Annotated in this window: 24 protein-coding genes and 1 riboswitch; of the genes, 12 read left to right on the plus strand and 12 right to left on the minus strand. The window is 58.9% G+C overall.

Annotation, left to right across the window (positions count from 1 at the left end; genetic code table 11):
* Positions 1 to 64: 64 nt before the first annotated feature.
* Both ACERY3_RS02650 and bioA read right to left on the minus strand, forming a co-directional pair.
* Positions 65 to 541: a kinase inhibitor gene (locus ACERY3_RS02650; protein ID WP_008501131.1), complete on the minus strand. Its 477-nt coding sequence runs from the start codon at positions 539 to 541 to the stop codon at positions 65 to 67.
* Between the two features lie 48 nt (positions 542 to 589).
* A complete protein-coding gene (gene bioA / locus ACERY3_RS02655) occupies positions 590 to 1,897 on the minus strand; it encodes an adenosylmethionine--8-amino-7-oxononanoate transaminase (RefSeq protein ID WP_081318803.1) in 1,308 nt (435 codons plus the stop codon).
* 68 nt (positions 1,898 to 1,965) lie between these two features.
* Here bioA and bioB point away from each other — a divergent pair, with 68 nt between their 5' ends.
* Genes bioB through bioD form a run of 4 tightly spaced genes read left to right on the plus strand, consistent with a single transcriptional unit; the run spans position 1,966 to position 5,593 of the window.
* The gene (gene bioB / locus ACERY3_RS02660) at positions 1,966 to 3,006 is read left to right on the plus strand and encodes a biotin synthase BioB (protein ID WP_023310845.1); all 1,041 of its coding nucleotides are present in this window, start codon (positions 1,966 to 1,968) and stop codon (positions 3,004 to 3,006) included.
* Positions 3,003 to 4,160: an 8-amino-7-oxononanoate synthase gene (gene bioF / locus ACERY3_RS02665; protein ID WP_058841695.1), complete on the plus strand. Its 1,158-nt coding sequence runs from the start codon at positions 3,003 to 3,005 to the stop codon at positions 4,158 to 4,160. The genes bioB and bioF overlap by 4 nt, the downstream gene beginning before the upstream one ends.
* The gene (bioC, locus tag ACERY3_RS02670) at positions 4,144 to 4,899 is read left to right on the plus strand and encodes a malonyl-ACP O-methyltransferase BioC (RefSeq protein ID WP_058841694.1); all 756 of its coding nucleotides are present in this window, start codon (positions 4,144 to 4,146) and stop codon (positions 4,897 to 4,899) included. Before bioF ends, bioC begins: the two co-directional genes overlap by 17 nt.
* A complete protein-coding gene (bioD, locus tag ACERY3_RS02675) occupies positions 4,892 to 5,593 on the plus strand; it encodes a dethiobiotin synthase (protein WP_058841693.1) in 702 nt (233 codons plus the stop codon). The genes bioC and bioD overlap by 8 nt, the downstream gene beginning before the upstream one ends.
* Here the strand turns inward: bioD and ACERY3_RS02680 are convergent.
* On the minus strand, positions 5,556 to 6,278 hold the full coding sequence (locus ACERY3_RS02680) for an ABC transporter ATP-binding protein (RefSeq protein WP_373225002.1): 723 nt from the start codon (positions 6,276 to 6,278) through the stop codon (positions 5,556 to 5,558). The two genes, bioD and ACERY3_RS02680, sit on opposite strands and share 38 nt — an antisense overlap.
* Positions 6,279 to 7,030: 752 nt before the next feature.
* Between ACERY3_RS02680 and uvrB the strand changes: the two genes are divergently transcribed.
* A complete protein-coding gene (gene uvrB / locus ACERY3_RS02685; RefSeq protein WP_029742168.1) occupies positions 7,031 to 9,046 on the plus strand; it encodes an excinuclease ABC subunit UvrB in 2,016 nt (671 codons plus the stop codon).
* A gap of 543 nt (positions 9,047 to 9,589) precedes the next feature.
* Here uvrB and yvcK read toward each other — a convergent pair.
* Positions 9,590 to 10,498: a uridine diphosphate-N-acetylglucosamine-binding protein YvcK gene (gene yvcK / locus ACERY3_RS02690; protein ID WP_010428835.1), complete on the minus strand. Its 909-nt coding sequence runs from the start codon at positions 10,496 to 10,498 to the stop codon at positions 9,590 to 9,592.
* 225 nt (positions 10,499 to 10,723) lie between these two features.
* Positions 10,724 to 10,857, plus strand: a riboswitch (molybdenum cofactor riboswitch).
* Here yvcK and moaA point away from each other — a divergent pair.
* The 6 genes from moaA (at position 10,845) to ACERY3_RS02720 (ending at position 14,324) form a co-directional block, all read left to right on the plus strand.
* The gene (gene moaA, locus ACERY3_RS02695) at positions 10,845 to 11,834 is read left to right on the plus strand and encodes a GTP 3',8-cyclase MoaA (RefSeq protein ID WP_058841691.1); all 990 of its coding nucleotides are present in this window, start codon (positions 10,845 to 10,847) and stop codon (positions 11,832 to 11,834) included. (Overlaps the previous riboswitch by 13 nt.)
* A 24-nt stretch (positions 11,835 to 11,858) precedes the next feature.
* Positions 11,859 to 12,371: a molybdenum cofactor biosynthesis protein B gene (gene moaB, locus ACERY3_RS02700; RefSeq protein WP_373225003.1), complete on the plus strand. Its 513-nt coding sequence runs from the start codon at positions 11,859 to 11,861 to the stop codon at positions 12,369 to 12,371.
* Positions 12,372 to 12,374: 3 nt separating this feature from the next.
* Positions 12,375 to 12,860: a cyclic pyranopterin monophosphate synthase MoaC gene (gene moaC / locus ACERY3_RS02705; protein ID WP_008501142.1), complete on the plus strand. Its 486-nt coding sequence runs from the start codon at positions 12,375 to 12,377 to the stop codon at positions 12,858 to 12,860.
* Entirely contained in the window at positions 12,853 to 13,098 is a 246-nt protein-coding gene (gene moaD / locus ACERY3_RS02710) for a molybdopterin synthase sulfur carrier subunit (protein ID WP_023334974.1), read from the plus strand. The genes moaC and moaD overlap by 8 nt, the downstream gene beginning before the upstream one ends.
* Before the next feature lies 1 nt (position 13,099).
* Positions 13,100 to 13,552 carry a molybdopterin synthase catalytic subunit MoaE gene (moaE, locus tag ACERY3_RS02715; protein ID WP_023310855.1) on the plus strand — a complete coding sequence of 151 codons (453 nt, stop codon included), beginning with the start codon at positions 13,100 to 13,102 and terminating at the stop codon, positions 13,550 to 13,552.
* Positions 13,553 to 13,616: 64 nt separating this feature from the next.
* The gene (locus ACERY3_RS02720; RefSeq protein ID WP_039261391.1) at positions 13,617 to 14,324 is read left to right on the plus strand and encodes a Bax inhibitor-1/YccA family protein; all 708 of its coding nucleotides are present in this window, start codon (positions 13,617 to 13,619) and stop codon (positions 14,322 to 14,324) included.
* A gap of 100 nt (positions 14,325 to 14,424) precedes the next feature.
* Here ACERY3_RS02720 and ACERY3_RS02725 read toward each other — a convergent pair whose 3' ends face one another.
* From ACERY3_RS02725 to ACERY3_RS02735, 3 genes are read right to left on the minus strand one after another with little or no spacing between them, the layout of a single operon-like run.
* Positions 14,425 to 15,387: a lysylphosphatidylglycerol synthase domain-containing protein gene (locus ACERY3_RS02725; protein ID WP_373225004.1), complete on the minus strand. Its 963-nt coding sequence runs from the start codon at positions 15,385 to 15,387 to the stop codon at positions 14,425 to 14,427.
* On the minus strand, positions 15,387 to 16,625 hold the full coding sequence (gene clsB / locus ACERY3_RS02730; RefSeq protein WP_048979617.1) for a cardiolipin synthase ClsB: 1,239 nt from the start codon (positions 16,623 to 16,625) through the stop codon (positions 15,387 to 15,389). The genes ACERY3_RS02725 and clsB overlap by 1 nt, the downstream gene beginning before the upstream one ends.
* Positions 16,622 to 17,383 carry an endonuclease/exonuclease/phosphatase family protein gene (locus ACERY3_RS02735; RefSeq protein ID WP_058841689.1) on the minus strand — a complete coding sequence of 254 codons (762 nt, stop codon included), beginning with the start codon at positions 17,381 to 17,383 and terminating at the stop codon, positions 16,622 to 16,624. Before ACERY3_RS02735 ends, clsB begins: the two co-directional genes overlap by 4 nt.
* 133 nt (positions 17,384 to 17,516) lie before the next feature.
* Here ACERY3_RS02735 and ACERY3_RS02740 point away from each other — a divergent pair, with 133 nt between their 5' ends.
* Positions 17,517 to 17,927 carry a YbhQ family protein gene (locus ACERY3_RS02740; RefSeq protein WP_014883088.1) on the plus strand — a complete coding sequence of 137 codons (411 nt, stop codon included), beginning with the start codon at positions 17,517 to 17,519 and terminating at the stop codon, positions 17,925 to 17,927.
* Here the strand turns inward: ACERY3_RS02740 and ACERY3_RS02745 are convergent.
* From ACERY3_RS02745 to cecR, 5 genes are read right to left on the minus strand one after another with little or no spacing between them, the layout of a single operon-like run.
* A complete protein-coding gene (locus ACERY3_RS02745) occupies positions 17,889 to 18,995 on the minus strand; it encodes an ABC transporter permease (protein ID WP_023310860.1) in 1,107 nt (368 codons plus the stop codon). The two genes, ACERY3_RS02740 and ACERY3_RS02745, sit on opposite strands and share 39 nt — an antisense overlap.
* A gap of 9 nt (positions 18,996 to 19,004) precedes the next feature.
* A complete protein-coding gene (locus tag ACERY3_RS02750) occupies positions 19,005 to 20,138 on the minus strand; it encodes an ABC transporter permease (protein WP_045142921.1) in 1,134 nt (377 codons plus the stop codon).
* Positions 20,128 to 21,867, minus strand: a complete 1,740-nt coding sequence (locus ACERY3_RS02755; protein ID WP_058841688.1) for an ATP-binding cassette domain-containing protein — start codon at positions 21,865 to 21,867, stop codon at positions 20,128 to 20,130. Before ACERY3_RS02755 ends, ACERY3_RS02750 begins: the two co-directional genes overlap by 11 nt.
* On the minus strand, positions 21,860 to 22,855 hold the full coding sequence (gene hlyD, locus ACERY3_RS02760; RefSeq protein WP_373225005.1) for a secretion protein HlyD: 996 nt from the start codon (positions 22,853 to 22,855) through the stop codon (positions 21,860 to 21,862). Before hlyD ends, ACERY3_RS02755 begins: the two co-directional genes overlap by 8 nt.
* Entirely contained in the window at positions 22,852 to 23,529 is a 678-nt protein-coding gene (gene cecR, locus ACERY3_RS02765; protein ID WP_058841687.1) for a transcriptional regulator CecR, read from the minus strand. The genes hlyD and cecR overlap by 4 nt, the downstream gene beginning before the upstream one ends.
* Between the last annotated feature and the right edge of the window lie 161 nt (positions 23,530 to 23,690).

A 23,690-nucleotide genomic window follows, 5' to 3' on the forward strand; every position in this document is an offset into this window, starting at 1 on the left:
AATTGTCCGGTTTTCTCCCTCTCCCTGTGGGAGAGGGCCGGGGTGAGGGCATCAGCCCGCACTATTATGAATACATCGCCGTAATCGACGCGCTCCCCAGCGAATGGAAATGCACGTTAAACCCGACCATCGCGCCGCTCGCCCCTTCATCGACCTCAATCTTCTCCACATCCAGCGCGTGCACCGTGAAGATATAGCGGTGGGTTTCCCCTTTTGGCGGCGCCGCGCCGCCGTAGCCCGCTTTACCAAAGTCAGTGCGCGTCTGAATGGCGCCTTCAGGCAGGGCAACCAGGTCTGAACCGGAACCCTGCGGCAGGACGCGCGTGTCGGCAGGCAGGTTCGCCACAATCCAGTGCCACCAGCCGGAGCCGGTCGGCGCATCCGGGTCGTAGCAGGTCACGACAAAGCTTTTTGTTCCGGCCGGAACCTCATCCCACGCCAGGTGCGGGGAGATATTGTCTCCCTGATACCCCATGCCGTTGAATACGTGGCGTTCCGGCAGTTTTTCACCGTCGCGCAGATCTTTACTGATGATTTTCATACGGTTTACCCTCGTTGATCGCTCGTTCAGCAAGTGTAATGCATAGGGTTACATCGTGAAATGCGCGGGAATGTTAACGGCTGTTACAACCGCGTCGGTTAATTTACGCAGCTGCTCCGGCGTAATGCTGTACGGCGGCATCAGGTAGATAAGCTTGCCGAAGGGCCGTACCCACACGCCCTGGTTCACGAAGAAGCGCTGCAGCGCCGCCATATTCACCGGATGGGTGGTTTCAATCACGCCGATGGCGCCCAGCACGCGCACGTCTGCCACAAAATTCGCGCTCGAGGCGACGCTCAGTTCATCTTTCAGCTGCGCCTCAATCGCCGCAACCTGCGTCTGCCACTCGCCGCTCTCCAGAATGGCGAGGCTTTCGCTTGCTACGGCGCAGGCCAGCGGGTTGCCCATAAACGTCGGGCCGTGCATAAAGCAGCCCGCCTCGCCGTCGCTGATGGTGTCGGCCACCTGGCGGGTCGTGAGCGTGGCGGAGAGCGTCATGGTGCCGCCGGTCAGCGCTTTACCCAGACACAGAATATCCGGCGCAATGCCCGCATGCTCGCAGGCAAACAGCCTGCCGGTGCGGCCAAAGCCGGTGGCGATCTCATCGGCAATCAGCAGAATGCCCTCGCGGTCGCACATCCTGCGAATGCGCCTCAGCCATTCCGGATGGTACATCCGCATTCCGCCAGCGCCCTGCACAATCGGCTCCAGGATCACGGCGGCGATTTCATGGCGATGCGCCGCCATCAGCCGCGCGAAACCGACCATGTCCATCTCGTTCCACTCGCCGTCGAAACGGCTCTGCGGGGCTGGGGCGAACAGGTTTTCCGGCAGATAGCCTTTCCACAGGCTGTGCATGGAGTTGTCCGGATCGCACACCGACATCGCCCCGAAGGTATCCCCGTGATAGCCGTTGCGGAAGGTGAGGAAGCGCTGGCGCGTTTCACCTTTCGCGTGCCAGTACTGCAGCGCCATTTTCATCGCCACTTCCACCGCCACGGAGCCGGAATCGGCCAGGAACACGCACTCCAGCGATTCAGGCGTCATCGCCACCAGGCGACGGCATAAATCCACCGCGGGCTGATGGGTGATCCCGCCAAACATCACGTGCGACATCTGGTCAATCTGGGCCTTCATCGCCGCATTAAGGCGCGGGTGGTTGTACCCGTGAATGGCCGCCCACCACGAAGACATCCCGTCAACGAGCCGTTCGCCGCTGGCGAGGTGCAGCTCGCAGCCGTGGGCCGAGGCCACCGGATAGACGGGAAGGGGGCGGGTGGTGGAGGTGTAAGGGTGCCAGATATGCTGCTTGTCGAAGGCGAGATCGTCCTGGGTCATAATCGACTTGTAAACCATTTTGAAAAGTTTTAGGTTTACGAGTATAAACCGAACCGAAAATTAACAAAACCCTTTGGAGAAGCCCGATGGCTCACCACGCACGCTGGACGATGTCGCAAGTCACTGAATTATTCAACAAACCTTTCCTTGAGCTGATGTTCGAAGCCCAACAGGTGCATCGTCAGCACTTCGATCCGCGCCATGTTCAGGTCAGCACGCTGCTGTCGATCAAAACCGGTGCCTGTCCTGAAGACTGCAAATATTGCCCGCAGAGCGCGCGCTACAAAACCGGACTGGAGTCCGAACGGCTGATGGAAGTAGAGCAGGTGCTCGACTCCGCCCGCAAGGCGAAAAACGCCGGCTCGACCCGCTTCTGCATGGGCGCGGCGTGGAAGAACCCGCACGACCGCGACATGCCGTATCTGGAGCAGATGGTGAAGGGCGTGAAGGAGATGGGCCTCGAAGCCTGTATGACGCTCGGCACGCTGAACGAGGAGCAGGCGCAGCGCCTCTCCGCCGCAGGGCTGGACTACTACAACCATAACCTCGACACTTCGCCGGAATTTTACGGCAACATCATCACCACGCGGACCTATCAGGAGCGTCTGGACACGCTGGATAAAGTGCGCGATGCGGGGATCAAGGTCTGCTCGGGCGGTATTGTCGGCTTAGGCGAAACGGTGAAAGACCGCGCGGGCCTGCTGCTGCAGCTGGCAAACCTGCCGACCCCGCCGGAAAGCGTGCCGATCAACATGCTGGTAAAGGTTAAGGGAACGCCGCTGGCGGATAACGACGACGTGGATGCGTTTGATTTTATTCGCACCATCGCGGTGGCGCGCATCATGATGCCGACCTCTTTCGTGCGCCTCTCTGCCGGTCGCGAGCAGATGAACGAGCAGACCCAGGCGATGTGCTTTATGGCCGGAGCCAACTCCATCTTCTACGGCTGCAAGCTGCTGACCACGCCGAACCCGGAAGAGGACAAAGACGTTCAGCTGTTCCGCAAGCTGGGGCTTAACCCGCATCAGACCGAGGTGCTGAAGGGCGATAACGAGCAACAGCAGCAGCTGGAGCAGCAGATTTTCAACGCCGACACTGATCAGTTCTACAACGCGGCAGCCGTATGACCTGGCAGGCACGCATCAATACCGCGCTGGACGAACGCCGGGCGGCAGAGGCGTTTCGCGTTCGCAGGGTGGTGGAAAACGGCGCGGGCCGTTTTCTTACCCGCGAGGGGCGGCAGTTTTGTAATTTCTCCAGCAACGACTATCTCGGGCTGAGCCAGCATCCTGCCATCATCCGCGCCTGGCAGCAGGGTGCGGAGCGGTTTGGCGTGGGCAGCGGCGGCTCGGGACACGTCAGCGGCTACACCACGGCGCATCAGGCGCTGGAAGAGGCGCTTGCCGACTGGCTCGGCTACCCGCGCGCGCTGCTGTTCATCTCCGGCTTTGCCGCCAACCAGGCGGTCATTACCGCCCTGATGGGAAAAGAGGACCGGATTGTCGCCGACCGCCTGAGCCACGCCTCGCTGCTGGAGGCGGCAAATTTAAGCCCGGCGCAGCTGCGCCGCTTTGCCCATAACGATGCGGGGCAGCTCGCCGCGCTGCTGGATAAACCCTGCGACGGACAGCAGCTGGCGGTCACCGAAGGTGTGTTCAGCATGGACGGCGACAGCGCGCCGCTTGCCGCGCTGCACGAGGCAGCAAGGCGGCAAAACGCCTGGCTGCTGGTCGACGATGCCCACGGCATTGGCGTAATGGGTGACGAAGGTCGCGGCAGCGCGCATCAGCAAAACGTAAAGCCGGAGCTGCTGATTGTCACCTTCGGCAAAGGCTTTGGCGTCAGCGGCGCCGCCGTGCTGTGCAGCGAGTCCGTCGCCGACTATCTGCTGCAGTTTGCCCGACACCTGATCTACAGCACCAGCATGCCCCCGGCGCAGGCCGTGGCGCTGTCTGCGTCGCTGGCGGTGATCCGCAGCGCAGAAGGGGATGAACGTCGTCAGCGGCTGGCAGAGCATATCTCCCGCTTCCGCAAGGGGTTAGCGGCGCTGCCCTTCCACAGTCCCGATTCGCAAAGCGCCATCCAGCCGGTGATTGTCGGCGAAAACGGCCGCGCGCTGGCGCTGGCACAGGCGCTGCGCGAGCGCGGCATGTGGGTGACCGCCATTCGCCCGCCGACGGTCCAGCCGGGTACCGCGCGGCTGCGTTTAACCCTGACGGCGGCGCATGACGCTCGGGATATCCAGACGCTGCTGGAGGCGCTCCATGACGCCGGTGAATAAGCAGGCCGTCGCGGCAGCATTTGGCCGGGCCGCGCAGAGCTATTCGCAGCACGATGAGCTGCAACGTCAGAGCGCGCAGGGGCTTCTGGTCGCGCTTGGCGAGAACCGTTTTCCGCAGGTGCTGGACGCCGGCTGTGGTCCCGGCAGCAACAGCCGCTACTGGCGCGGGGCGGGAAGCCAGGTCACGGCTATCGACCTCTCAGAGCAGATGCTCGATGAGGCGCGTCAGCGGCAGGCAGCGGATCGCTATCTGCTGGCGGATATCGAGGCGATTCCGCTGGCGGATGCGCAGTTCGATCTGGTCTGGAGTCATCTGGCGGTCCAGTGGTGCAGCAGCCTGCCGCAGGCCTTGCGCGAGCTTTATCGCGTGGCGCGACCGGGCGGGAAGGTGGCTTTTACCACCCTGCTGGAAAGCTCGCTGCCGGAGCTGAATCAGGCGTGGAAAGCGGTGGATGAGCAGCCTCACGCTAACCGATTTTTATCGCATGAGCAGGTGACGCAGGCGCTGGCAGGCTGGCGCTATCGCAGCACGGTGCAGACCATCACCCTCAATTTTAGCGATGCGTTGAGCGCGATGCGATCGCTGAAGGGCATCGGGGCCACGCACCTGCACGCCGGGCGGGAGAAAAAACCGCTGACCCGGGGACAGCTGCAGCGTCTGGAGCTGGCCTGGCCGCAGCAGCGGGGACATTTCCCGCTCTCTTATCAACTTTTTCATGGGATTATCGAACGTGACTGAACGTTATTTTGTTACCGGCACGGATACGGAAGTGGGCAAAACGGTGGCCAGCTCGGCGCTGCTGCAGGCGGCACGACTGCTCGGAAAAAACACCGCCGGATATAAGCCCGTTGCTTCCGGCAGCGAGGTGACGGCGGAAGGATTACGCAACACCGACGCGCTGGCGCTCCAGCGTAACAGCACCCTTGAACTCGCCTATTCAGCGGTCAATCCGTACACCTTTGCCGAACCGACCTCGCCGCACATCATCAGCGCTGACGAAGGTCGTCCGATTGATTTCACCGTGCTGTCAGCCGGGTTACGGACGCTGGAAAGCCATGCCGACTGGGTGCTGGTGGAAGGTGCAGGCGGCTGGTTTACGCCGCTTTCGGAGACGCAGACGTTTGCTGACTGGGTGCAGGCCGAGCAGCTTCCGGTCATTCTGGTCGTCGGCGTCAGGCTGGGCTGCATCAATCACGCCATGTTGACCGCGCAGGCCGTCCAGCAGGCCGGGCTGACGCTGGCGGGCTGGATAGCGAACGACGTGGTTGCGCCGGGTAAACGACACCAGGAGTATCTGGCGACGCTCAGGCGCGTACTGCCCGCCCCGTGCCTGGGGGAAATTCCCTGGCTTGCAGACGGCGCGGAAAATGCCGACACCGGGCGTTATCTCGATCTCAGCGTCTTGCTTCCCGCGACATCCAGTGCGCGATAAGCTCGTCATCCAGTTCGTTAACGTGGCCCTGCGCCACGTTACGCCCGCGATAGAGCATGCAGAAACGGTCCGCAACCCGGCGGATAAACGACAGCTGCTGCTCCGCTAATAGCACCGTCATACCTAACTCCCGGTTTAAGCGCGCCAGCAGCTGCCCCTGCTTCTGGGCGAAGCTGTGCCCTGCGCCGTGCAGGGGCTCATCGAGGATCAGCAGGTTCGGGCGGTTCACCAGCGCGTTAGCCAGCGCCAGCTGATACTGATCGTCCGGAGAGAGCGTATTGGCGCGGGCCTGCCGCAACGCGTAGAGCGCCGGAAACAGGTCGTAAACGTCACTTTTGGCCTCCGGGTTGGGTTTCCCCATCGCCCGCATGGCGATATGCAGATTCTCCTCAATCGTTAGCTGGGAGAAGATCCGCCTGTCCTGCGGGACATAGCCTATCCCCGGTCCTGAACGCTGTTCTGGCGGCAGGTTAAGCAAATCGCGCGGCGGTGCGCCCGCCTCGTGCCAGATGATGCTGCCGCTTTCAACGGGCACTCTCCCGGCGATGCAATTCATGAGGGTGGTTTTCCCCATCCCCGGCAGGCCAACGACGCCTGTACACATCCCTTGCGGAAAATCCAAATTCACGTTCCATAGCGTATGTTGGCTTCCGTAAAACTGATTCACAGCACGCAGACTCAACATCTTTTTCTCCTTAAAAATGTGTGTAGGTGAGGCTCGTGTTTGAATTTGCAAAACCCCTGCCAGAAACCGAAAAGTGTTCAAAAAAACGGCTTTTTTAGGAATGAATCACCAGAAAGCGGTTTATAAAAAACCGGATTGCACAGCGACGGTGCTGGAGGTGGTGAGTTGTGGTGCAGAACCCAAAATGATGAAAATGTGAGCAAGATCCCATCGACTGGTTATGAATGACGCAACTGTTAATCATCAAAAAATAGCTATAAAAATTTTTTACTGCCGTCTCGTGGGAAAAACCGGGAATTTGCCGAGCGCCAGTCTGTATGGGCTGGAAGCAGTTATCCACTATTCCTGTGGATAACCATGTGCATTAGAGTTAGAAAACACGCGATAAGCGAGAGAAGACGCGGCTTACGCCCAAATTGGCGCGAAACGCGGCTTTAGAAAATATCGTTTATTATTTAATTGCTTAGATAAAAGCAATTCCCGTCATGAAAGTGTCACCGGTTGCCACAAAACTATCATTACCTGGCTTGACAAATGTTAAAAAAGAAAAAGTTCTGGGGATAACCTGACCTGACTGGTGTTTTATATTGTCACAGTCCAAATTTTGGCCGTTATCCCACTAATCATTCATGCGCTATGCTAAATATCCTGACATGCTACTGGTTTTTCATCCAGTGTTTTTTACTGGCATTCCTGGCAACAACGAGTAAAATTACTCACCTGCCGCTTATAACGTCATCAGGTTGTCGCCCATGAGTAAACCGTTCAAATTGAATTCTGCTTTCCGTCCATCTGGCGATCAGCCTGAGGCGATCCGTCGTCTGGAAGAGGGGCTGGAAGACGGGCTGGCGCACCAGACGCTGCTGGGGGTAACCGGCTCGGGTAAAACGTTCACCATCGCCAACGTGATTGCGGATCTCCAGCGCCCAACGATGGTGCTGGCACCCAACAAAACCCTGGCCGCGCAGCTTTACGGCGAGATGAAAGAGTTCTTCCCGGAAAACGCGGTGGAGTATTTCGTCTCCTACTACGATTACTACCAGCCAGAAGCCTACGTGCCGAGCTCTGACACCTTCATCGAGAAGGATGCCTCGGTGAACGAACACATCGAGCAGATGCGTCTGTCGGCCACGAAGGCGCTTCTGGAGCGTCGTGATGTGGTCGTCGTCGCATCGGTTTCCGCGATCTACGGTCTGGGCGATCCGGATCTCTATCTCAAGATGATGCTGCACCTGACGCAGGGGATGATTATCGACCAGCGCGCCATCGTCCGTCGTCTGGCAGAGTTGCAGTACGCCCGTAACGATCAGGCGTTCCAGCGCGGCACCTTCCGCGTACGCGGCGAAGTGATCGACATCTTCCCGGCGGAATCGGACGATATGGCGCTGCGCGTCGAGCTGTTTGACGAAGAGGTTGAACGCCTGTCGCTCTTTGACCCGCTGACCGGACACGTTGAGTCGGTGATCCAGCGCTTCACCATCTACCCGAAAACGCACTACGTAACGCCGCGCGAGCGTATCGTGCAGGCGATGGAAGAGATCAAAGTGGAGCTGGCCGAGCGGCGTAAGGTGCTGCTGGCGAACAATAAGCTGCTGGAAGAGCAGCGCCTCAGCCAGCGTACCCAGTTTGACCTTGAGATGATGAACGAGCTGGGCTATTGCTCCGGCATTGAAAACTACTCGCGCTTCCTCTCCGGGCGCGGGCCGGGCGAGCCGCCGCCGACGCTGTTTGATTACCTGCCGGCAGACGGTTTGCTGGTGATCGACGAATCCCACGTCACGATCCCGCAGATCGGCGGGATGTACCGCGGTGACCGGGCGCGTAAAGAGACGCTGGTGGAATACGGCTTCCGCCTGCCGTCAGCGCTGGATAACCGTCCGATGAAGTTTGAAGAGTTTGAGGCATTAGCGCCGCAAACCATTTACGTCTCGGCCACGCCGGGCAACTACGAGCTGGAGAAATCCGGTGAAGACGTTGTCGATCAGGTTGTGCGTCCGACCGGGTTGCTGGACCCGATTATCGAGGTGCGTCCGGTGGCCACGCAGGTGGACGATCTGCTCTCAGAGATCCGCGCCCGTTCCGCCATCAACGAGCGCGTGCTGGTCACTACGCTCACCAAGCGTATGGCGGAAGACCTCACCGAGTATCTCGAAGAGCACGGCGAGAAGGTGCGCTATCTGCACTCGGATATCGACACCGTGGAGCGCATGGAGATTATCCGCGACCTGCGTCTGGGCGAGTTTGACGTGCTGGTGGGGATCAACCTGCTGCGAGAAGGTCTGGACATGCCGGAAGTCTCGCTGGTGGCGATTCTGGATGCGGACAAAGAGGGCTTCCTGCGTTCTGAACGCTCCCTGATCCAGACCATCGGCCGTGCGGCGCGTAACGTCAACGGTAAAGCGATTCTGTACGGTGACAAAATCACCCCGTCGATGGCGAAAGCGATTGGCGAAACGGAGCGCCGCCGCGAGAAACAGCAGCGCTACAACGAAGAGCACGGCATTACGCCGCAGGGTCTGAACAAGAAGGTGGTGGATATTCTGGCGCTGGGTCAGAACATTGCCAAAACCAAAGCGAAGGGGCGCGGCAAGGCGCGTTCAGTGGTGGAAGAGGATACCGTCGTGCTGACGCCGAAAGCGCTGCAGCAGAAAATCCACGAGCTGGAAGGGCAGATGATGCAGCACGCGCAGAACCTGGAGTTCGAAGAGGCGGCGCAGATCCGCGACCAGCTTCATCAGCTGCGGGATCTTTTCATCGCGGCATCGTGAGTAAAGCGTTGTTTTCTCCCTCTCCCCGTGGGAGAGGGATCCCCAGTAATTTTTGAACAGAAGCAATAACGTTGTTTCAGAGCGATTGAAGGCTATCAGCGATGCTCTGGTCCGGCTGTAAATCGCTGAGGCGTTTCCTGCAGGCCGGGGCGAGGCGCAGGGATGCGCCGAGAGGGCGGGCTTTACAGGGACGTTACCTCCGCCCGTACCCGATCAGCCGAAAGGAATAAGCCGATGACAAAATTGCCGGGAGCAATTTTGGCCAGCGCTTGCGCTGGCCCCGAAGGGGTGAGCCCCAGGGATGGGGCGAACAATCCGCGAAGCGGCGATTTACCGCCGGGAGCCCGGGTCGCCATGGTGGTGGCGATTGAGCCACCCTGGCACGTTCACCGGTCATGTCGTTACAGAGTAGCAAGGAACATAAAGTGAACGGAATGACCACCAGAGTCGTATGGTCCCCCTCACCCCAGCCCTCTCCCTCAAGGGAGAGGGGGTCGTCCGTGCGGGCATTATTATGAGGGCATCAGGCCGCACAAAAGGAACCTAACCCAGCGCCTGAATCGCCTTCTCCAGCGCCTCGCGCAGCAGGTGACGGTCATGGCGATATTTAATGTCACTCGCTTCCAGCGGCTCCTGCACCACCACGCGGTCGCCAATACCCGACACATCCACCTTCGGCCCGACCACGACGCCGTCGATAATTTTTTTACCGACGTACTGCTCCATTAAATCAAGTTTGTCAGCCAGCGACAGGCTCGCCGCCGCGGGGCTCAGTTCACGTCCCAGGTTACCGATGTAAACCATCGGGGCAGGGGTGCGGCGCAGCGCCTGCGCCAGCTCTTTTACCAGCAGAATGGGCATCAGGCTGGTGTAAAAACTGCCCGGACCGATCAGGATAAGATCCGCTTCCCCGATGGCCTCCACCGCTTCTCGCGTGGCGGGCACGCTCGGATAGGTCATTAACTCCGTTGGCGGCAGGATGAGCTGGTCGATATTCACTTCGCCGTACACTTCATGCCCTTCGGCGTCGATTGCCATCAAGTCAACCGGTTGTTCTGACATGGGGATCAGGAATGCGTCCACTTTGAGCAGATTACGGATTAAGTTGATGGCTTCCAGAGGCCTTACGCTCAGGTGATCGAGCGCCTTTAACATCAAATTTCCGAGGTTATGTCCGGAAAGTTCGCCATTACCGCCAAAACGGTACTCAAACATCGCCGACGCGACGCTCGGCTCGGTAATTAACTGGTTCAGGCAGTTGCGCATATCTCCCCAGGCAATGCCGCCTTCGGCACGTCGAATGCGCCCGGTTGAGCCGCCGTTGTCGGTGGTGGTTACTATCCCTGTCAGCCTTGAGCCGAGTGACGACAAAGAGGACATAACCCGGCCTAAGCCGTGTCCTCCGCCAAGAGCGACCACTCGGTCAAGATCCGCAAAAGTGCGATTGCGCATACGTATTCCTTATCACGTTCGATCGCGTAACAGTAACCTAACTACCCCTAAAAGACGATGCCTCACCCGATGCAAAATGACGTATATCAATGTGAAAATGCGGTTTTTAGGTATTCTGTAGCGAAAATGCAGGAACGATTCGCTATATAGATAATTATACAGCGAAAAGCGAGAATGGCGTCGTCAGAATTTCCGCGCTACTATCGCCCTAACCACGTTTTCAAAATTGAAAACATACACTCTAGCCCTTGTGCCTGTGTCGAAAGATATGGCGCTCTGGCCGTGGCGAATTTGCCACCAGGGTACAGAAAGAAATGACTGTGCCTCCCGATCTGGAAAGGTGTACATGGCTTCACAACTTACTGATGCTTTCGCGCGTAAGTTTTATTACTTACGTCTGTCGATTACCGATGTGTGCAATTTCCGTTGCACCTACTGCCTGCCCGATGGCTACAAACCGGGCAGCGTCACCAATAACGGCTTTCTCTCCGTGGATGAAGTGCGCCGCGTCACGCGCGCCTTCTCTGAGCTCGGCACCGAAAAAGTGCGTCTGACCGGCGGCGAACCCTCCCTACGCCGCGATTTCCCCGACATCATTGCCGCCGTGCGTGAAAACGAACGCATCCGCCAGATTGCGGTGACCACCAACGGTTACCGCATGGCGCGTGACGTGGCGAACTGGCGCGATGCGGGGCTGACGGCGATCAACGTCAGCGTCGATAGCCTGGATGCCCGTCAGTTCCACGCCATTACCGGCCAGGATAAATTTCAGCAGGTCATGGACGGCATCGACGCCGCGTTCACGGCGGGCTTCGAAAAAGTCAAAGTCAACACGGTACTGATGCGTGATGTGAACCATCATCAGCTCGATACTTTCCTGGCGTGGATCCAATCCCGCCCCATTCAGCTGCGTTTTATCGAGCTGATGGAAACCGGTGAGGGCAGCGAGCTGTTCCGTCGCCATCACATCTCGGGCATGGTGCTGCGCGACGAGCTGCTGAAACGCGGCTGGATCCATCAAATCCGCCAGCGCAGCGACGGCCCGGCGCAGGTCTTCTGCCACCCGGATTATGAGGGTGAGATTGGGCTTATCATGCCCTATGAGAAAGACTTCTGCGCCAGCTGCAACCGCCTGCGCGTCTCCTCCGTTGGCAAGCTCCATCTTTGCCTGTTCGGCGACGGCGGCTTGGATCTTCGCGATCTGCTGGAAGACGATGCGCAGCAGGCCGCGCTTGAAGCACGCATTTCTGACGCGCTGACGCATAAAAAACAGACCCACTTCCTGCATCAGGGCAATACCGGTATTACTCAGAACCTGTCCTACATCGGCGGGTAATCAGGCTTAAGAAGGAATCAGAAGATGAGTCAGGTAAGCGCAGAATTTATCCCGACACGCATTGCTATCCTTACCGTTTCCGACCGCCGTGGCGAAGAGGATGATACCTCTGGCTACTGGCTGCGCGAGGCGGCCCATGACGCGGGGCATCACATCGTCGATAAAGCGATCGTGAAGGAGAACCGCTACGCCATTCGCGCTCAGGTTTCGCAGTGGATTGCGAGCGATGAGGTGCAGGTGGTGCTGATTACCGGCGGCACCGGTTTTACCGCAGGCGATCAGGCCCCTGAAGCGCTGATCCCGCTGTTCGATCGCGAGGTAGAAGGCTTCGGCGAAGTGTTCCGCATGCTCTCCTTTGAAGAGATTGGTACCTCCACGCTCCAGTCGCGCGCCATTGCCGGGGTGGCTAACAAAACCCTGATTTTCGCTATGCCGGGCTCGACCAAAGCCTGCCGCACCGCGTGGGAAAACATCATCGCCCCGCAGCTGGATGCCCGTACCCGCCCGTGTAATTTCCATCCCCATTTAAAGAAATAAGCTATGTCACAACTGACCCATATTAACGCCGCCGGCGAAGCGCATATGGTGGACGTCTCCGCCAAAGCGGAAACGGTGCGCGAGGCGCGCGCGGAAGCGTTCGTCACCATGCTGCCGGAAACGCTGGCGATGATTATCGACGGCAGCCATCACAAGGGCGACGTCTTTGCCACCGCCCGCATCGCCGGTATTCAGGCCGCCAAACGGACCTGGGATCTCATTCCGCTGTGCCATCCGCTGATGCTGAGCAAGGTGGAAGTGAACCTGCAGGCGCAGCCGGAGCATAATCGCGTGCGCATTGAGTCACTCTGCCGCTTAACCGGCAAAACCGGCGTGGAGATGGAGGCGCTGACGGCGGCCTCAGTCGCCGCGCTGACCATCTACGACATGTGCAAAGCGGTGCAGAAAGATATGGTGATTGGCCCGGTTCGCCTGCTGGCAAAAAGCGGCGGCAAATCCGGTGATTTTAAGGTGGACAGCCATGATTAAGGTGCTCTTTTTTGCGCAGGTGCGTGAGCTGGTGAATACCGACAGCCTGACGCTGGATGCGTCCTTCGAAAACGTCGCGGCCCTGCGCGCGCATCTGGCGGCACAAAGCGACCGCTGGGCGCTGGCGCTGGACGAAGGCAAGCTGCTGGCCGCCGTTAACCAAACGCTGGTGGAGTTCACCCATCCGCTGAAGGAGGGCGATGAAGTGGCCTTCTTCCCGCCGGTTACGGGGGGCTAAGATGGCTGAAACCCGAATTCTGGTGAGTCCCGAACGTTTTAACGTGGGGACAGAATACAGCTGGCTGGCGGAACGCGATGAAGACGGCGCCGTCGTCACCTTCACCGGCAAAGTGCGCAACCACAACCTCGGCGACAGCGTGAAGGCACTGACGCTGGAGCACTATCCGGGGATGACCGAGAAATCGCTGACGGAGATTGTCGACGAGGCGCGAGGCCGCTGGCCGCTTGGCCGCGTCACGGTTATTCACCGCATCGGCGAGATGTGGCCTGGCGAGGAGATTGTCTTCGTCGGGGTGACCAGCGCGCACCGCAGCAGCGCGTTTGCGGCAGGGGAGTTCATTATGGATTACCTCAAAACCAAAGCGCCGTTCTGGAAGCGCGAAGCCACGCCGGAAGGTGACCGCTGGGTAGAATCGCGCGACAGCGATAAACAAGCTGCCAGCCGTTGGTAGTCGGTTTACGTGGATGTGTTAATCTTAACGTGTGTGTCTACTTAAACTTAATCAGGAGTGAATCATGGACCGATTTCCGCGTTCCGATTCAATAGTACAGCAGACCCGTAGCGGCCTGCAGACGTATATGGCTCAGGTGTACGGCTGGATGACGGTTGGTCTGCTGCTTACCGCGTTTATCGCGTGGTATGCGGCGAACACGCCTGAGCTGATGATGTTTATCTTCTCCAGCAAAATCACCTTCTTTGGGCTGATTATCGCGCAGCTGGCGCTGGTGTTTGTGCTTTCTGGTCTGGTGCAAAAGCTGAGTGCCGGAATGGCGACTACGCTGTTTATGCTCTATTCGGCGCTAACCGGGCTGACGCTTTCCAGCATTTTCATCGTTTACACCTACTCCTCCATCGCCAGCACGTTTGTGGTCACCGGCGGGATGTTCGGTGCGATGAGTCTCTACGGTTACACCACGAAGCGCGATCTGAGCGGCTTCGGCAGCATGCTGTTTATGGGGCTGATTGGGATTGTGCTGGCGTCGCTGGTAAACCTGTGGCTGAAGAGCGACGCGCTGATGTGGGCCGTGACCTACATCGGGGTGGTGATCTTCGTTGGACTGACGGCGTATGACACCCAGAAGCTGAAAAACATCGGCGAGCAGATCGACGTACGCGACACTTCGAACCTGCGCAAATACGCGATTCTGGGCGCGCTGACGCTGTATCTGGACTTCATCAACCTGTTCCTGATGCTGCTGCGGATTTTCGGCAACCGTCGCTAAGGTTGTTTTGCCGGGTGGCGGTCTGGTGCCCTCACCCTGACCCTCTCCCACGGGAGAGGGAACAAACACTAAAAACGGCAACATCGTTGCCGTTTTGCTTTTATTTCGCTAACGCCTTTTCGTTCTTCGCTCTCAGCTTTTTCGCCCGACTCTCCAGCACCAGATAACACACCGTTGCCAGCGCCAGCGGCAGGAAGTAATACAGCATGCGGTACGCCAGCAGGGCGGCGATAATCGTTCCCTGAGAGACATGCTCCCCGGCCAGCAACGCGATAAACACAGCCTCCAGCACGCCGATCCCCGCCGGAATATGCACAATCACGCCCGCAATACTGCTCACCAGCAGCACGCCCAGCACGAAGAAGTAATTGACGTCCTCGCCAATCAGCAGCCAGATAATCGCCCCCATCGCCATCCAGTTGGCGCTGGAGACGGCCATCTGCAGCACCGCAAACTTCCACGAGGGCAGCACCAGCTTTTGCCCCTTAATGATCATATGGCGGCGTCTGGCAAAGGCGCAGGCCCACAGATAAACGGCGATAATCAGCAGCAGCACAATGCCCAGAATGCGCAGCGTGGTCTCATCGATATACCAGTGCGCGGGCAGCTGCACCACGCCGATGGTGAAGATCACCCCGCCGAGCAGAATATAGCCCAGCCAGTTGGTGGTGATGCTTAACGAGAAAATGCGCGTGATGGTCCCGCCCGGCAGGCCGAGCCGCGAATAAAGGCGATATCGCATGCCGATGCCGCCGACCCAGGTGCTCAGCGTCAGGTTGAAGGCGTAGCAGATAAACGACACCAGCATAACCTGACGTTTGGCCAGCTTATGGCCGCAGTAAGCACGGCCCAGAAGGTCATAACAGCCGAACATCAGGTAGCTGACAATAACCAGCCCCACAGCGCCCAGCAGCACCATCCGGTTATAGTTGCGGATGACTTTCCATACCTCTTCCCAGTCAACTTTCTGCGCGTAGACCACCAGCAGAACCGCGACCGCAATAAAAAACAGCCAGGTCAGGATCTTTTTTGCCAGCCGCCAGCGCGGATGCGATTTCGACATCAGGGTTTGCCTCCGTCTTCCGCTTCAATACGGTCCTGGGTTTCCATTTCGGGTTGTACCGGCGGGTCCACCTGCGCAAGCTTAGGCGTATGCGCCGGCAGCCAGCCGACCATGGCCGGGAAATGGCGCAGAAAGTGGAACACCACCACGCTGATGCCCAGGTTCCACCAGGTGCGTTTAGGGACCATGGACTCGTCCACGCGCACGCAGTCGTTAACGATCAGCGCCTGCAGGTTATCCCGCAGGGTCTGATTAAACTGGCGATCGTGAATGATCAGGTTAGCTTCGAGATTGAGCGATAAGCTCAGCGGATCGAGATTACTCGAACCCACGGTGGCCCAGTGATCGTCCATCAGCGCCACTTTGCCGTGCAGCGGTCGGCGGCGATATTCGTAGATCTGTACGCCGCCCTTCACCAGGTAGTTATACAGCAGCCGCGCGCCGACTTTGACTATCGGCATATCCGGCTCGCCCTGCACAATAAGCTTCACGCGTACCCCGCGTCGGGCCGCATTGCGCATGGCGTGCAGCAGACGATAGCCGGGGAAAAAGTAGGCGTTAGCAATAATCACTTCGCGCTTCGCGTTGGCGAGCATCTTGAGATAATGACGTTCAATGTCGTCCCGGTGCTCGCCGTTATCCCGCCAGACGAAAAGGGCCTGCGCTTCGCCGGGCTTCCGGTTCTCTTCCGGGCGATGGCGACGTCTCCACCAGCGGCGAACGGCCTCTTTACCCGGCAGGTTCTCCAGTTCAAAGAGCAAAATGTCCTGCACCACCGGGCCTTCAATGCGAATAGCGTAGTCCTGCTTCGCCTCCGGGCCGTAGTCGGACATATGCTCAGCGGAGTAGTTAATGCCGCCGACAAACGCCACCGTCTCATCCACCACCACAATTTTGCGGTGCATCCGGCGGAAAAGATTGGTCCGCATGCCGAACAGGCGAGGGCCGGGATCGTAGTAGCGGAACACCACGCCCGCAGCGGTCAACTCATTCACAAACGTATCGCTGAGATCCGGCGAGCCATAGCCATCAAGCAATACTTCAATTTTGACGCCGCGCCGGGCGGCGCGCAGCAGCACGCCATGCAGCTGCTTGCCGACGTCGTCTTCGAACCAGATAAAGGTTTCGAGGATCACCTTCTGCTGTGCATGGTCAATCGCTTTAAACACGGCCGGATAATACTCGTCCCCGTTGACCAGCAGCGTGATTCGGTTGCCTTCCTGCCAGGAACATTTCATAGGTGGATCTCCGCGCTGAGCGGGGCATGGTCGGAAAGATGTCGCCAGTTAAGGAGCGCCAGGGCGGTCGGGCTGCTGGCGTGGGCATTTTTCACGTAGATGCGGTCAAGCCGAAGCAGCGGGAAACGGACCGGGAAAGTGCGCGCAGGCCTGCCGTTGGCGCGAGTAAAAATCTCTTCCAGCCCGGCATCTACTTTCAACGGATGGTTTGCCCGCTGTCGCCAGTCGTTGAAATCGCCCGCTACCACCACAGGTTCGCCTTCGGGAAGCGCGTTGGCCCATTCGGCCAGCATTTTCAGCTGCGCCTGACGATGGTCTTCGCGAAGGCCCAGGTGAACACAGCCGACATGGACAGGTCGCTCGAGGTCGGGCGGGGTAATGCGGCAGTAAAGCAGGCCGCGTTTTTCGCTTTCCCCGACGGAAACGTCGCGGTTTTCGTAATGTTCAATGGGGTAACGGGACAGCACCGCGTTTCCGTGATGCCCTTCAGGGTAGACCGCGTTGCGGCCGTAGGCGTAATCACTCCACATGGTGTCGGCCAGAAATTCATAGTGCGGCGTGTCGGGCCAGTTCTCAAAGTGGAGCGGATGCACTTCGTGTGCGCCCATCACCTCCTGCAGGCAGACAATATCCGCGCTGACGGTGCGAACCGCGTCGCGCAGCTCCGGTAAAATGAAGCGGCGGTTAAATGCTGTGAAGCCCTTATGAATGTTTATCGTCAGCACCTTAAGCGAGAAATGCTGCATTTTTTGAGTCATAAGCTCCTTCCTGAGTGACTATCCCAATGAAAATAAAGTGTAGTCGTCGTCACAAAAAGATGCGGCGTTACGGAATTTTCCGTAAAGTGCGGTAGTCTGATTAAGCAGAGAAAAATCCTTCAGGAGAGAAGCCATGAAGTGGCAACAACGTGTTCGTGTCGCAACTGGCCTGAGTTGCTGGCAGATAATGTTGCATTTACTGGTCGTGGCCGTACTGGTGATGGGCTGGATGAGCGGTACGCTGGTGCGTGTTGGCCTGGGGCTATGCGTCCTTTATGGCGTCACCGTGCTGTCGATGCTGTTCTTACAGCGCCACCATGAAGCGCGCTGGCGCGAGGTGGGTGATGTGCTCGAAGAGCTCACCACCACCTGGTATTTTGGCGCGGCGATGATTGTGCTTTGGCTGCTGTCGCGCGTGCTGCAAAACAACCTGCTGCTGGCCCTGGCCGGTCTGGCTATCCTCGCAGGGCCTGCGGTGGTCTCGCTGCTGACCAAAGAGAAAAAGCTACGCAATGTTGCGTCTAAACATCGCGTACGCCACTGAGCCCGTCGTGGCCGCTATGACCAGTAGCGGCCACAAACTTCCCCAGACAATATCCAGACTCGCATCCTTCAGATAGATTTGCTTGGTGATGTCCGTAAAGTGCCGAATCGGGTTTACCCACGTCAGATCCTGTAGCCACACCGGCATGTTCTCGACGGGTGAAACATACCCCGAGAGCAAAATCGCGGGCATCATAAAGACGAAGACCCCGATAAACGCCTGCTGCTGCGTCGAGCAGAGCGCCGAGATCAGCAGTCCAAATCCCACCAGCGACAGCCCGTAAATCACCATAGTGAAGTAAAACAGCGCCAGCGAACCGGCGAACGGGATCTGGTAGGCCCAAATTCCCACCCCCAGCACGATGGTGGCCTGGAACGTCGCGACGATCAGCGCCGGGACCGCTTTGCCGACGAAAATTTGCCAGGTGGCGAGCGGGGAGACCAGCAGCTGGTCCAGCGTGCCCTGTTCGCGCTCGCGGGCGACGGAAAGGGAAGTCACGATCATCACCCCAATAGTGGTAATCATGGCGATCAGCGACGGCACCACGAACCACTTGTAGTCCAGGTTCGGGTTGTACCAGTTACGCACCACCAGCTCGCTGTTGTTGGGCTTCGGTTTGCCCTCCATCAGCTCCTGCTGGTAATCCTTCACCACCTGCTGCAGGTAGTTGGCGGCTATCTGGGCGCTGTTGGAGTTACGCCCGTCGAGGATCAGCTGCATCGGCGCGGTCTGGAAGGTATCCAGATTGCGGGAGAAATCCGCCGGGAACCGCACCAGCAGCAGCGCTTTTTGCGTGTCGATGGTGGGCTGGATCTCCTGCGGGCTTTTCAGCAGCAGGATGTGGGTAAAGGCCTTCGCGCGGGCAAAACGCTGCGTCAGCTCGACGGAATGCTTGCCGTTGTCTTCGTTGTAAATGGCAATGGTGGCGTTGGTCACCTCAAGGGTGGCGGCAAACGGGAACAGCAAAACCTGGATCAGCACCGGCAAGACCAGAATGGCGCGGGTTTGCGGCTCGCGCAGCAGGGATTGCAGCTCTTTGCGTATCAACGTCCATAATCGGTGAAACATGTTCGCTCCTTAATCCAGTCGCCGTTTGGTTTTCATCCACGTCAACCCAATAAACATCGCCGCTGACGCCATTAAAAACAGGGTGTTGACGATCAGCACCACCGGAATATTTCCCGCCAGGAACAGGCTTTGCAGCGTGCTCACAAAGTAGCGCGCCGGAATAACATAGGTCACGGCGCGGATCACCGCAGGCATACTGTCTATCTGGAAGATAAATCCGGACAGCATAATCGACGGTAAAAAGGCGGCGTTGAGGGCCACCTGCGCGGCGTTGAACTGGTTGCGGGTGATGGTGGAGATGAGCAGCCCCATGCCCAGCGTGCTGAGTAAAAACAGGCTGGTGATAAAAAACAGCACCACCAGCGAGCCGCGATACGGCACGCCGAGGATAAAGACCGAGACAAGCATACAGAGCAGCATCGCCAGCATGCCGAGGAAATAGTAGGGGATGAGCTTGCACAGCAGCAGCTCGACGCGCGTCACTTCGGTAGAGAGCAGCGCCTCCATGGTCCCGCGCTCCCACTCGCGGGCGATCACCAGCGAGGTCAGGATCGCGCCAATCACCGTCATGATAATCGTCACCGCGCCCGGAATAATAAAGTGCTGGCTGATGGCGGCGGGGTTAAACCAGTAGCGCGTCTGCACGTCGATCAGCGGTTTAAATTCTTCGCCCCGATCTTCCGCCCGCTGCATCTGCCACAGCTGCCAGATCCCCTCCGCGTAGCCCTGCACAAAGTTGGCGGTGTTTGGCTCGCTGCCGTCGGTAATCACCTGGATCGGCGCGTCGGTATTCGCCCGCGCCATGTTGGCGGCGAAATCCACCGGAATGACGATCAGGCCGCGAATTTTCCCGGCCTGCATTTTCTGGATCAACTCCTGCCTGTTATCGCTGATGGTGGCGTCAATGTAGGGCGATCCGGTCATGGCGTGAGTAAAGTCCAGCGCATCCTCACTCTGCTGCTCCAGCAAAATCCCGACCCGCAGCTTGCTGGAGTCCAGGTTAATGCCGTAGCCAAAGATAAACAGCAGCAGCAGGGGGATCACTACCGCAATCAGCCAGCTGCTGGGGTCACGCACGATCTGCCGCGTCTCTTTAATGCACAGCGCGCGCACCCTGCGCCAGGAAATGGCATTACTGCGCATGGGCATTCTCCTTATCCCAGTCGTGGATGAGGGTGATAAACGCCTGCTCCATGGTCGGATCCGGAACCTCATCGTCGGCGGCCTGGTTTTTCAGGTCGTCCGGGGTACCGTGGGCAATCAGCTTGCCGCGATACACCAGCCCGATGCGGTCGCAGTACTCCGCCTCGTCCATGAAGTGGGTGGTCACCATCACGGTCACCCCTTTTTCCACCATGCTGTTGATGTGCAGCCAGAACTCGCGGCGGGTAATGGGGTCAACGCCTGATGTCGGCTCATCAAGAAACAGAATATCCGGCTCGTGCATCAGCGAGCAGGCCAGCGCCAGCCGCTGCTTAAAGCCGAGCGGCAGCTCGTCGGTGGCGTGGGAGGCGATGTTGGTTAAGGCGAAGGCGTCGCTCATGCGGCGGATTTTCTCGTTCTGCGCCCGCCCGCGAAGGCCGTACACGCCGGAGAAAAAGCGCAGATTCTGTTCGACCGTCAGGTTGCCGTACAGGGAAAACTTCTGCGCCATATACCCGAGATGCTGGCGCGCCTTGCCGGAGCTGACCTTCAGGTCCATATCCAGCACCAGCGCCTTGCCGGACGTCGGCACCAGCAGGCCGCACATCATCTTAAAGGTGGTCGATTTTCCCGCGCCGTTCGGTCCGAGCAGGCCAAAAATCTCCCCGCGTTTTACCGAAAAATTGACGTTATCGGTAGCGGCGAAATCCCCGAACTTTTTGGTGAGGGATTTGGCTTCAATCACCGTTTCGCCCGGCGTGCCTTCCACCGTATGCAAAATGGCGGCAAGCGGCGACTCTGAGGTACCCGCGCCGCCCAGCAGGTCGATAAACGCGTCCTCAAAGCGCGGCGCGGTCTCTTCCATCTCGATCTCAGGCATGCCGGGCGCCTGGCGAATATCGTCGACGGTGGCCTCTTTTTTGAGGATCACCCGTACCGAGCGGCCCTGGATCATCCCGTCGCTGACCTGCGGCAGCCTGAGCACCCGCTGCAGCAGCCTGCGGTTAGACTCCTGCGGGCTGTGCAGCAGGAAGCTGCGCCCGGCCATGCTCTGCGTCAGCGTCGTCGGCTCGCCCTGATAAAGCAGTTCGCCTTCGTTCATCAGCAGCACGTCCCGGCACTGTTCCGCTTCGTCGAGGTAGGAGGTGCTCCAGAGGATCAGCATCCCGTCGCCCGCCAGCTCGTGCACCATCTGCCACAGTTCGCGGCGCGAAATGGGGTCTACGCCGACGCCGGGCTCGTCCAGCAGCAGCACTTTCGGCTCGCCGACCAGCGTGCAGGCCAGCCCCAGCTTTTGCTTCATCCCGCCGGAGAGCTTGCCCGCCAGCCGGTCGGTGAACGGGCCGAGGGAGGTAAACTCCAGCAGGCGCGCGAAGGTTTTTTGCCGCGTTTCGCCGGTGACGCTGCGCAGGTCGGCGTACAGGTTCAGGTTTTCCATCACCGTCAGGTCTTCATACAGGCCAAACTTCTGCGGCATATAGCCGAGCATGGCGTGGAGCGCGCCGTCATCCTCGATCGGGTCAAGACCGAGCACGCTGGCCGTGCCTTCGTCCGGCTTGAGCAACCCCGCCAGCATCCGCATCAGCGTGGTTTTCCCCGCGCCGTCCGGGCCGACCAGCCCGGTCACATAGCCTTTCCGGATGGTGCAGTTCAGCGGCGCGACGGCCGGTTTGTCCATTCCCGCGAAGCGTTTGACCAGATTGTTGAGCTGAATAACCGCGTCATTCATGTCGTTCCCCGTTGTTCACTTTTACGGTGACGGGCATGCCCTGACGCAGCGCGTCGTCCGCATCGGTCACGATGATGCGCAGGCGATACACAAGGTCGGTACGCAGATCAGGTGTTTCAACGGTTTTCGGCGTGAATTCGGCGGTAGGGGAGACAAAGCCCACTTTGCCGTGATACGGCTTGTCCGGGCGACCGTCGGTATAGAGCAGCAGCTCGCGGCCCGGCTGCATCTGGCCGAGGTTCGGCTCATCAACGTAGGCGCGTACCCAGACTGGGCGGGTCAGGGAGAGCGTTAAGACGGTGCTGCCGGCGCTGAGCATGCTGCCCGGCTCCACGGCGCGGGTCATCAGCATGCCGTCAGACGGCGCGAATAAGGTGGTGTCGTGCAGATCCAGCTCTGCCTGGGCCAGCTGCGCCTGCGCCTGTTCAAGGCTGGCTTTCGCCTGGGCGATATCCTGCGGGCGGTTACCGGTGTGGTACTGGCTTAATTTGTCCTGCGCGGACTTCAGCGTGGCCTGCGCCTGGTCGCGGGACGAGCGCGCATTTTCCAGATCGTTGGCGGAAATGGTGCGGCTTTTCCACAACCCCTGCTGGCGCGCGTAGAAGTTCTGCGCGTAGTCATAGGCGGCTTGCGCCTGCTTAACTGCGGCGGCGGCCTGCGCAATCTCTTCGTCGCGATAGCCTGCCAGCATCAGGTCATACTGCGCCTGGGCGACGGACACCCCCGCTTTGGCCTGCAGCAGCGCATTCTCATAGGGCGCTTTATCCAGCATCCCCAGCGTCTGCCCGCTTTTAATGGCATCGCCTTCGTCAACGCTCAGCGAGGCGAGACGTCCGCCCACGCGGAAGCTCATGTTCACCGTGCGAATATCCACGTTGCCGTACAGCGTCAGGCCTTTATCCTGATGGCTCTGATACCACAGCCATCCACCGACTCCGGCAGCAAGCAAAACAACAACCACCAGAATGATGGCGACAGGTTTTTTCATGACTTCAGGCTCCTTTGCGTTAAGCCTTGCAGGATCAGATCGACGTGACAGGCGATGACCTTACTAATCTGCGCGGCTTTATCCTCATCAAATTGTGTCCAGCCGGTGCGTAACAGGATGGTTTCCCTGCCCAGACGGAAGGCAAGGATTTCACCCAGCAGGGCGTGGGTATGCAAAACTGTCTCGGTATCACTGGCGTCCCGCCCGGTATAGGCGGCGATCAGCCGGGTCAGGTGCGAGTGCATTGGCTCAATCACCCGATCGTGTACCCGCTGGTAGGCGACGGTCGGGGAGAGCTGCTCCCGTGAGATAAACTTGCTCAGGTTGAGCGTATCGTCGTGCGTCAGCAGGCGAATCATATCGTGGCAGGCATAGAGAATAAGCTGGCGAACGGCGGCGCGATCGGGCGACGGCTGGCCGAGCAGCGCGGTGGCTTCCTCAACGTGCGGGTGAAACTGCGTGCCGATAAAATCGGCGATCCACTCGGCGCAGGCGAGGTATAAATCCTCTTTTGAGCCAAAATAGTAGGTAATCGCCGCAATGTTCTGCCCGGCCAGCGCGGCAATATCGCGCGTGGTGGCATGCAGCCCGTACTCACCAAACTGCGCCAGCGCGGCGGCGATAAGCTGATTTTTGGCCTGTTCACCTTTGGTTGTTGTGGGGGTCGTATTCATGGCGGCATTAAGAATTAATCAATCGATTGATTAAGATTATGCCTGATTCCCGCTAACGTCGAGGGAACGCTGAGGGATATTTTATGCGCCACGTCACAAAAGCTGCTACACTCCGCTCCTTCGCGACATTGTGGTTTTTGTCCTCCCCTATTCGTTATATC

It is taken from the genome of Enterobacter cloacae complex sp. ESBL7, from assembly GCF_041679625.1.
In the GTDB taxonomy this organism is placed as follows: domain Bacteria; phylum Pseudomonadota; class Gammaproteobacteria; order Enterobacterales; family Enterobacteriaceae; genus Enterobacter; species Enterobacter asburiae_B.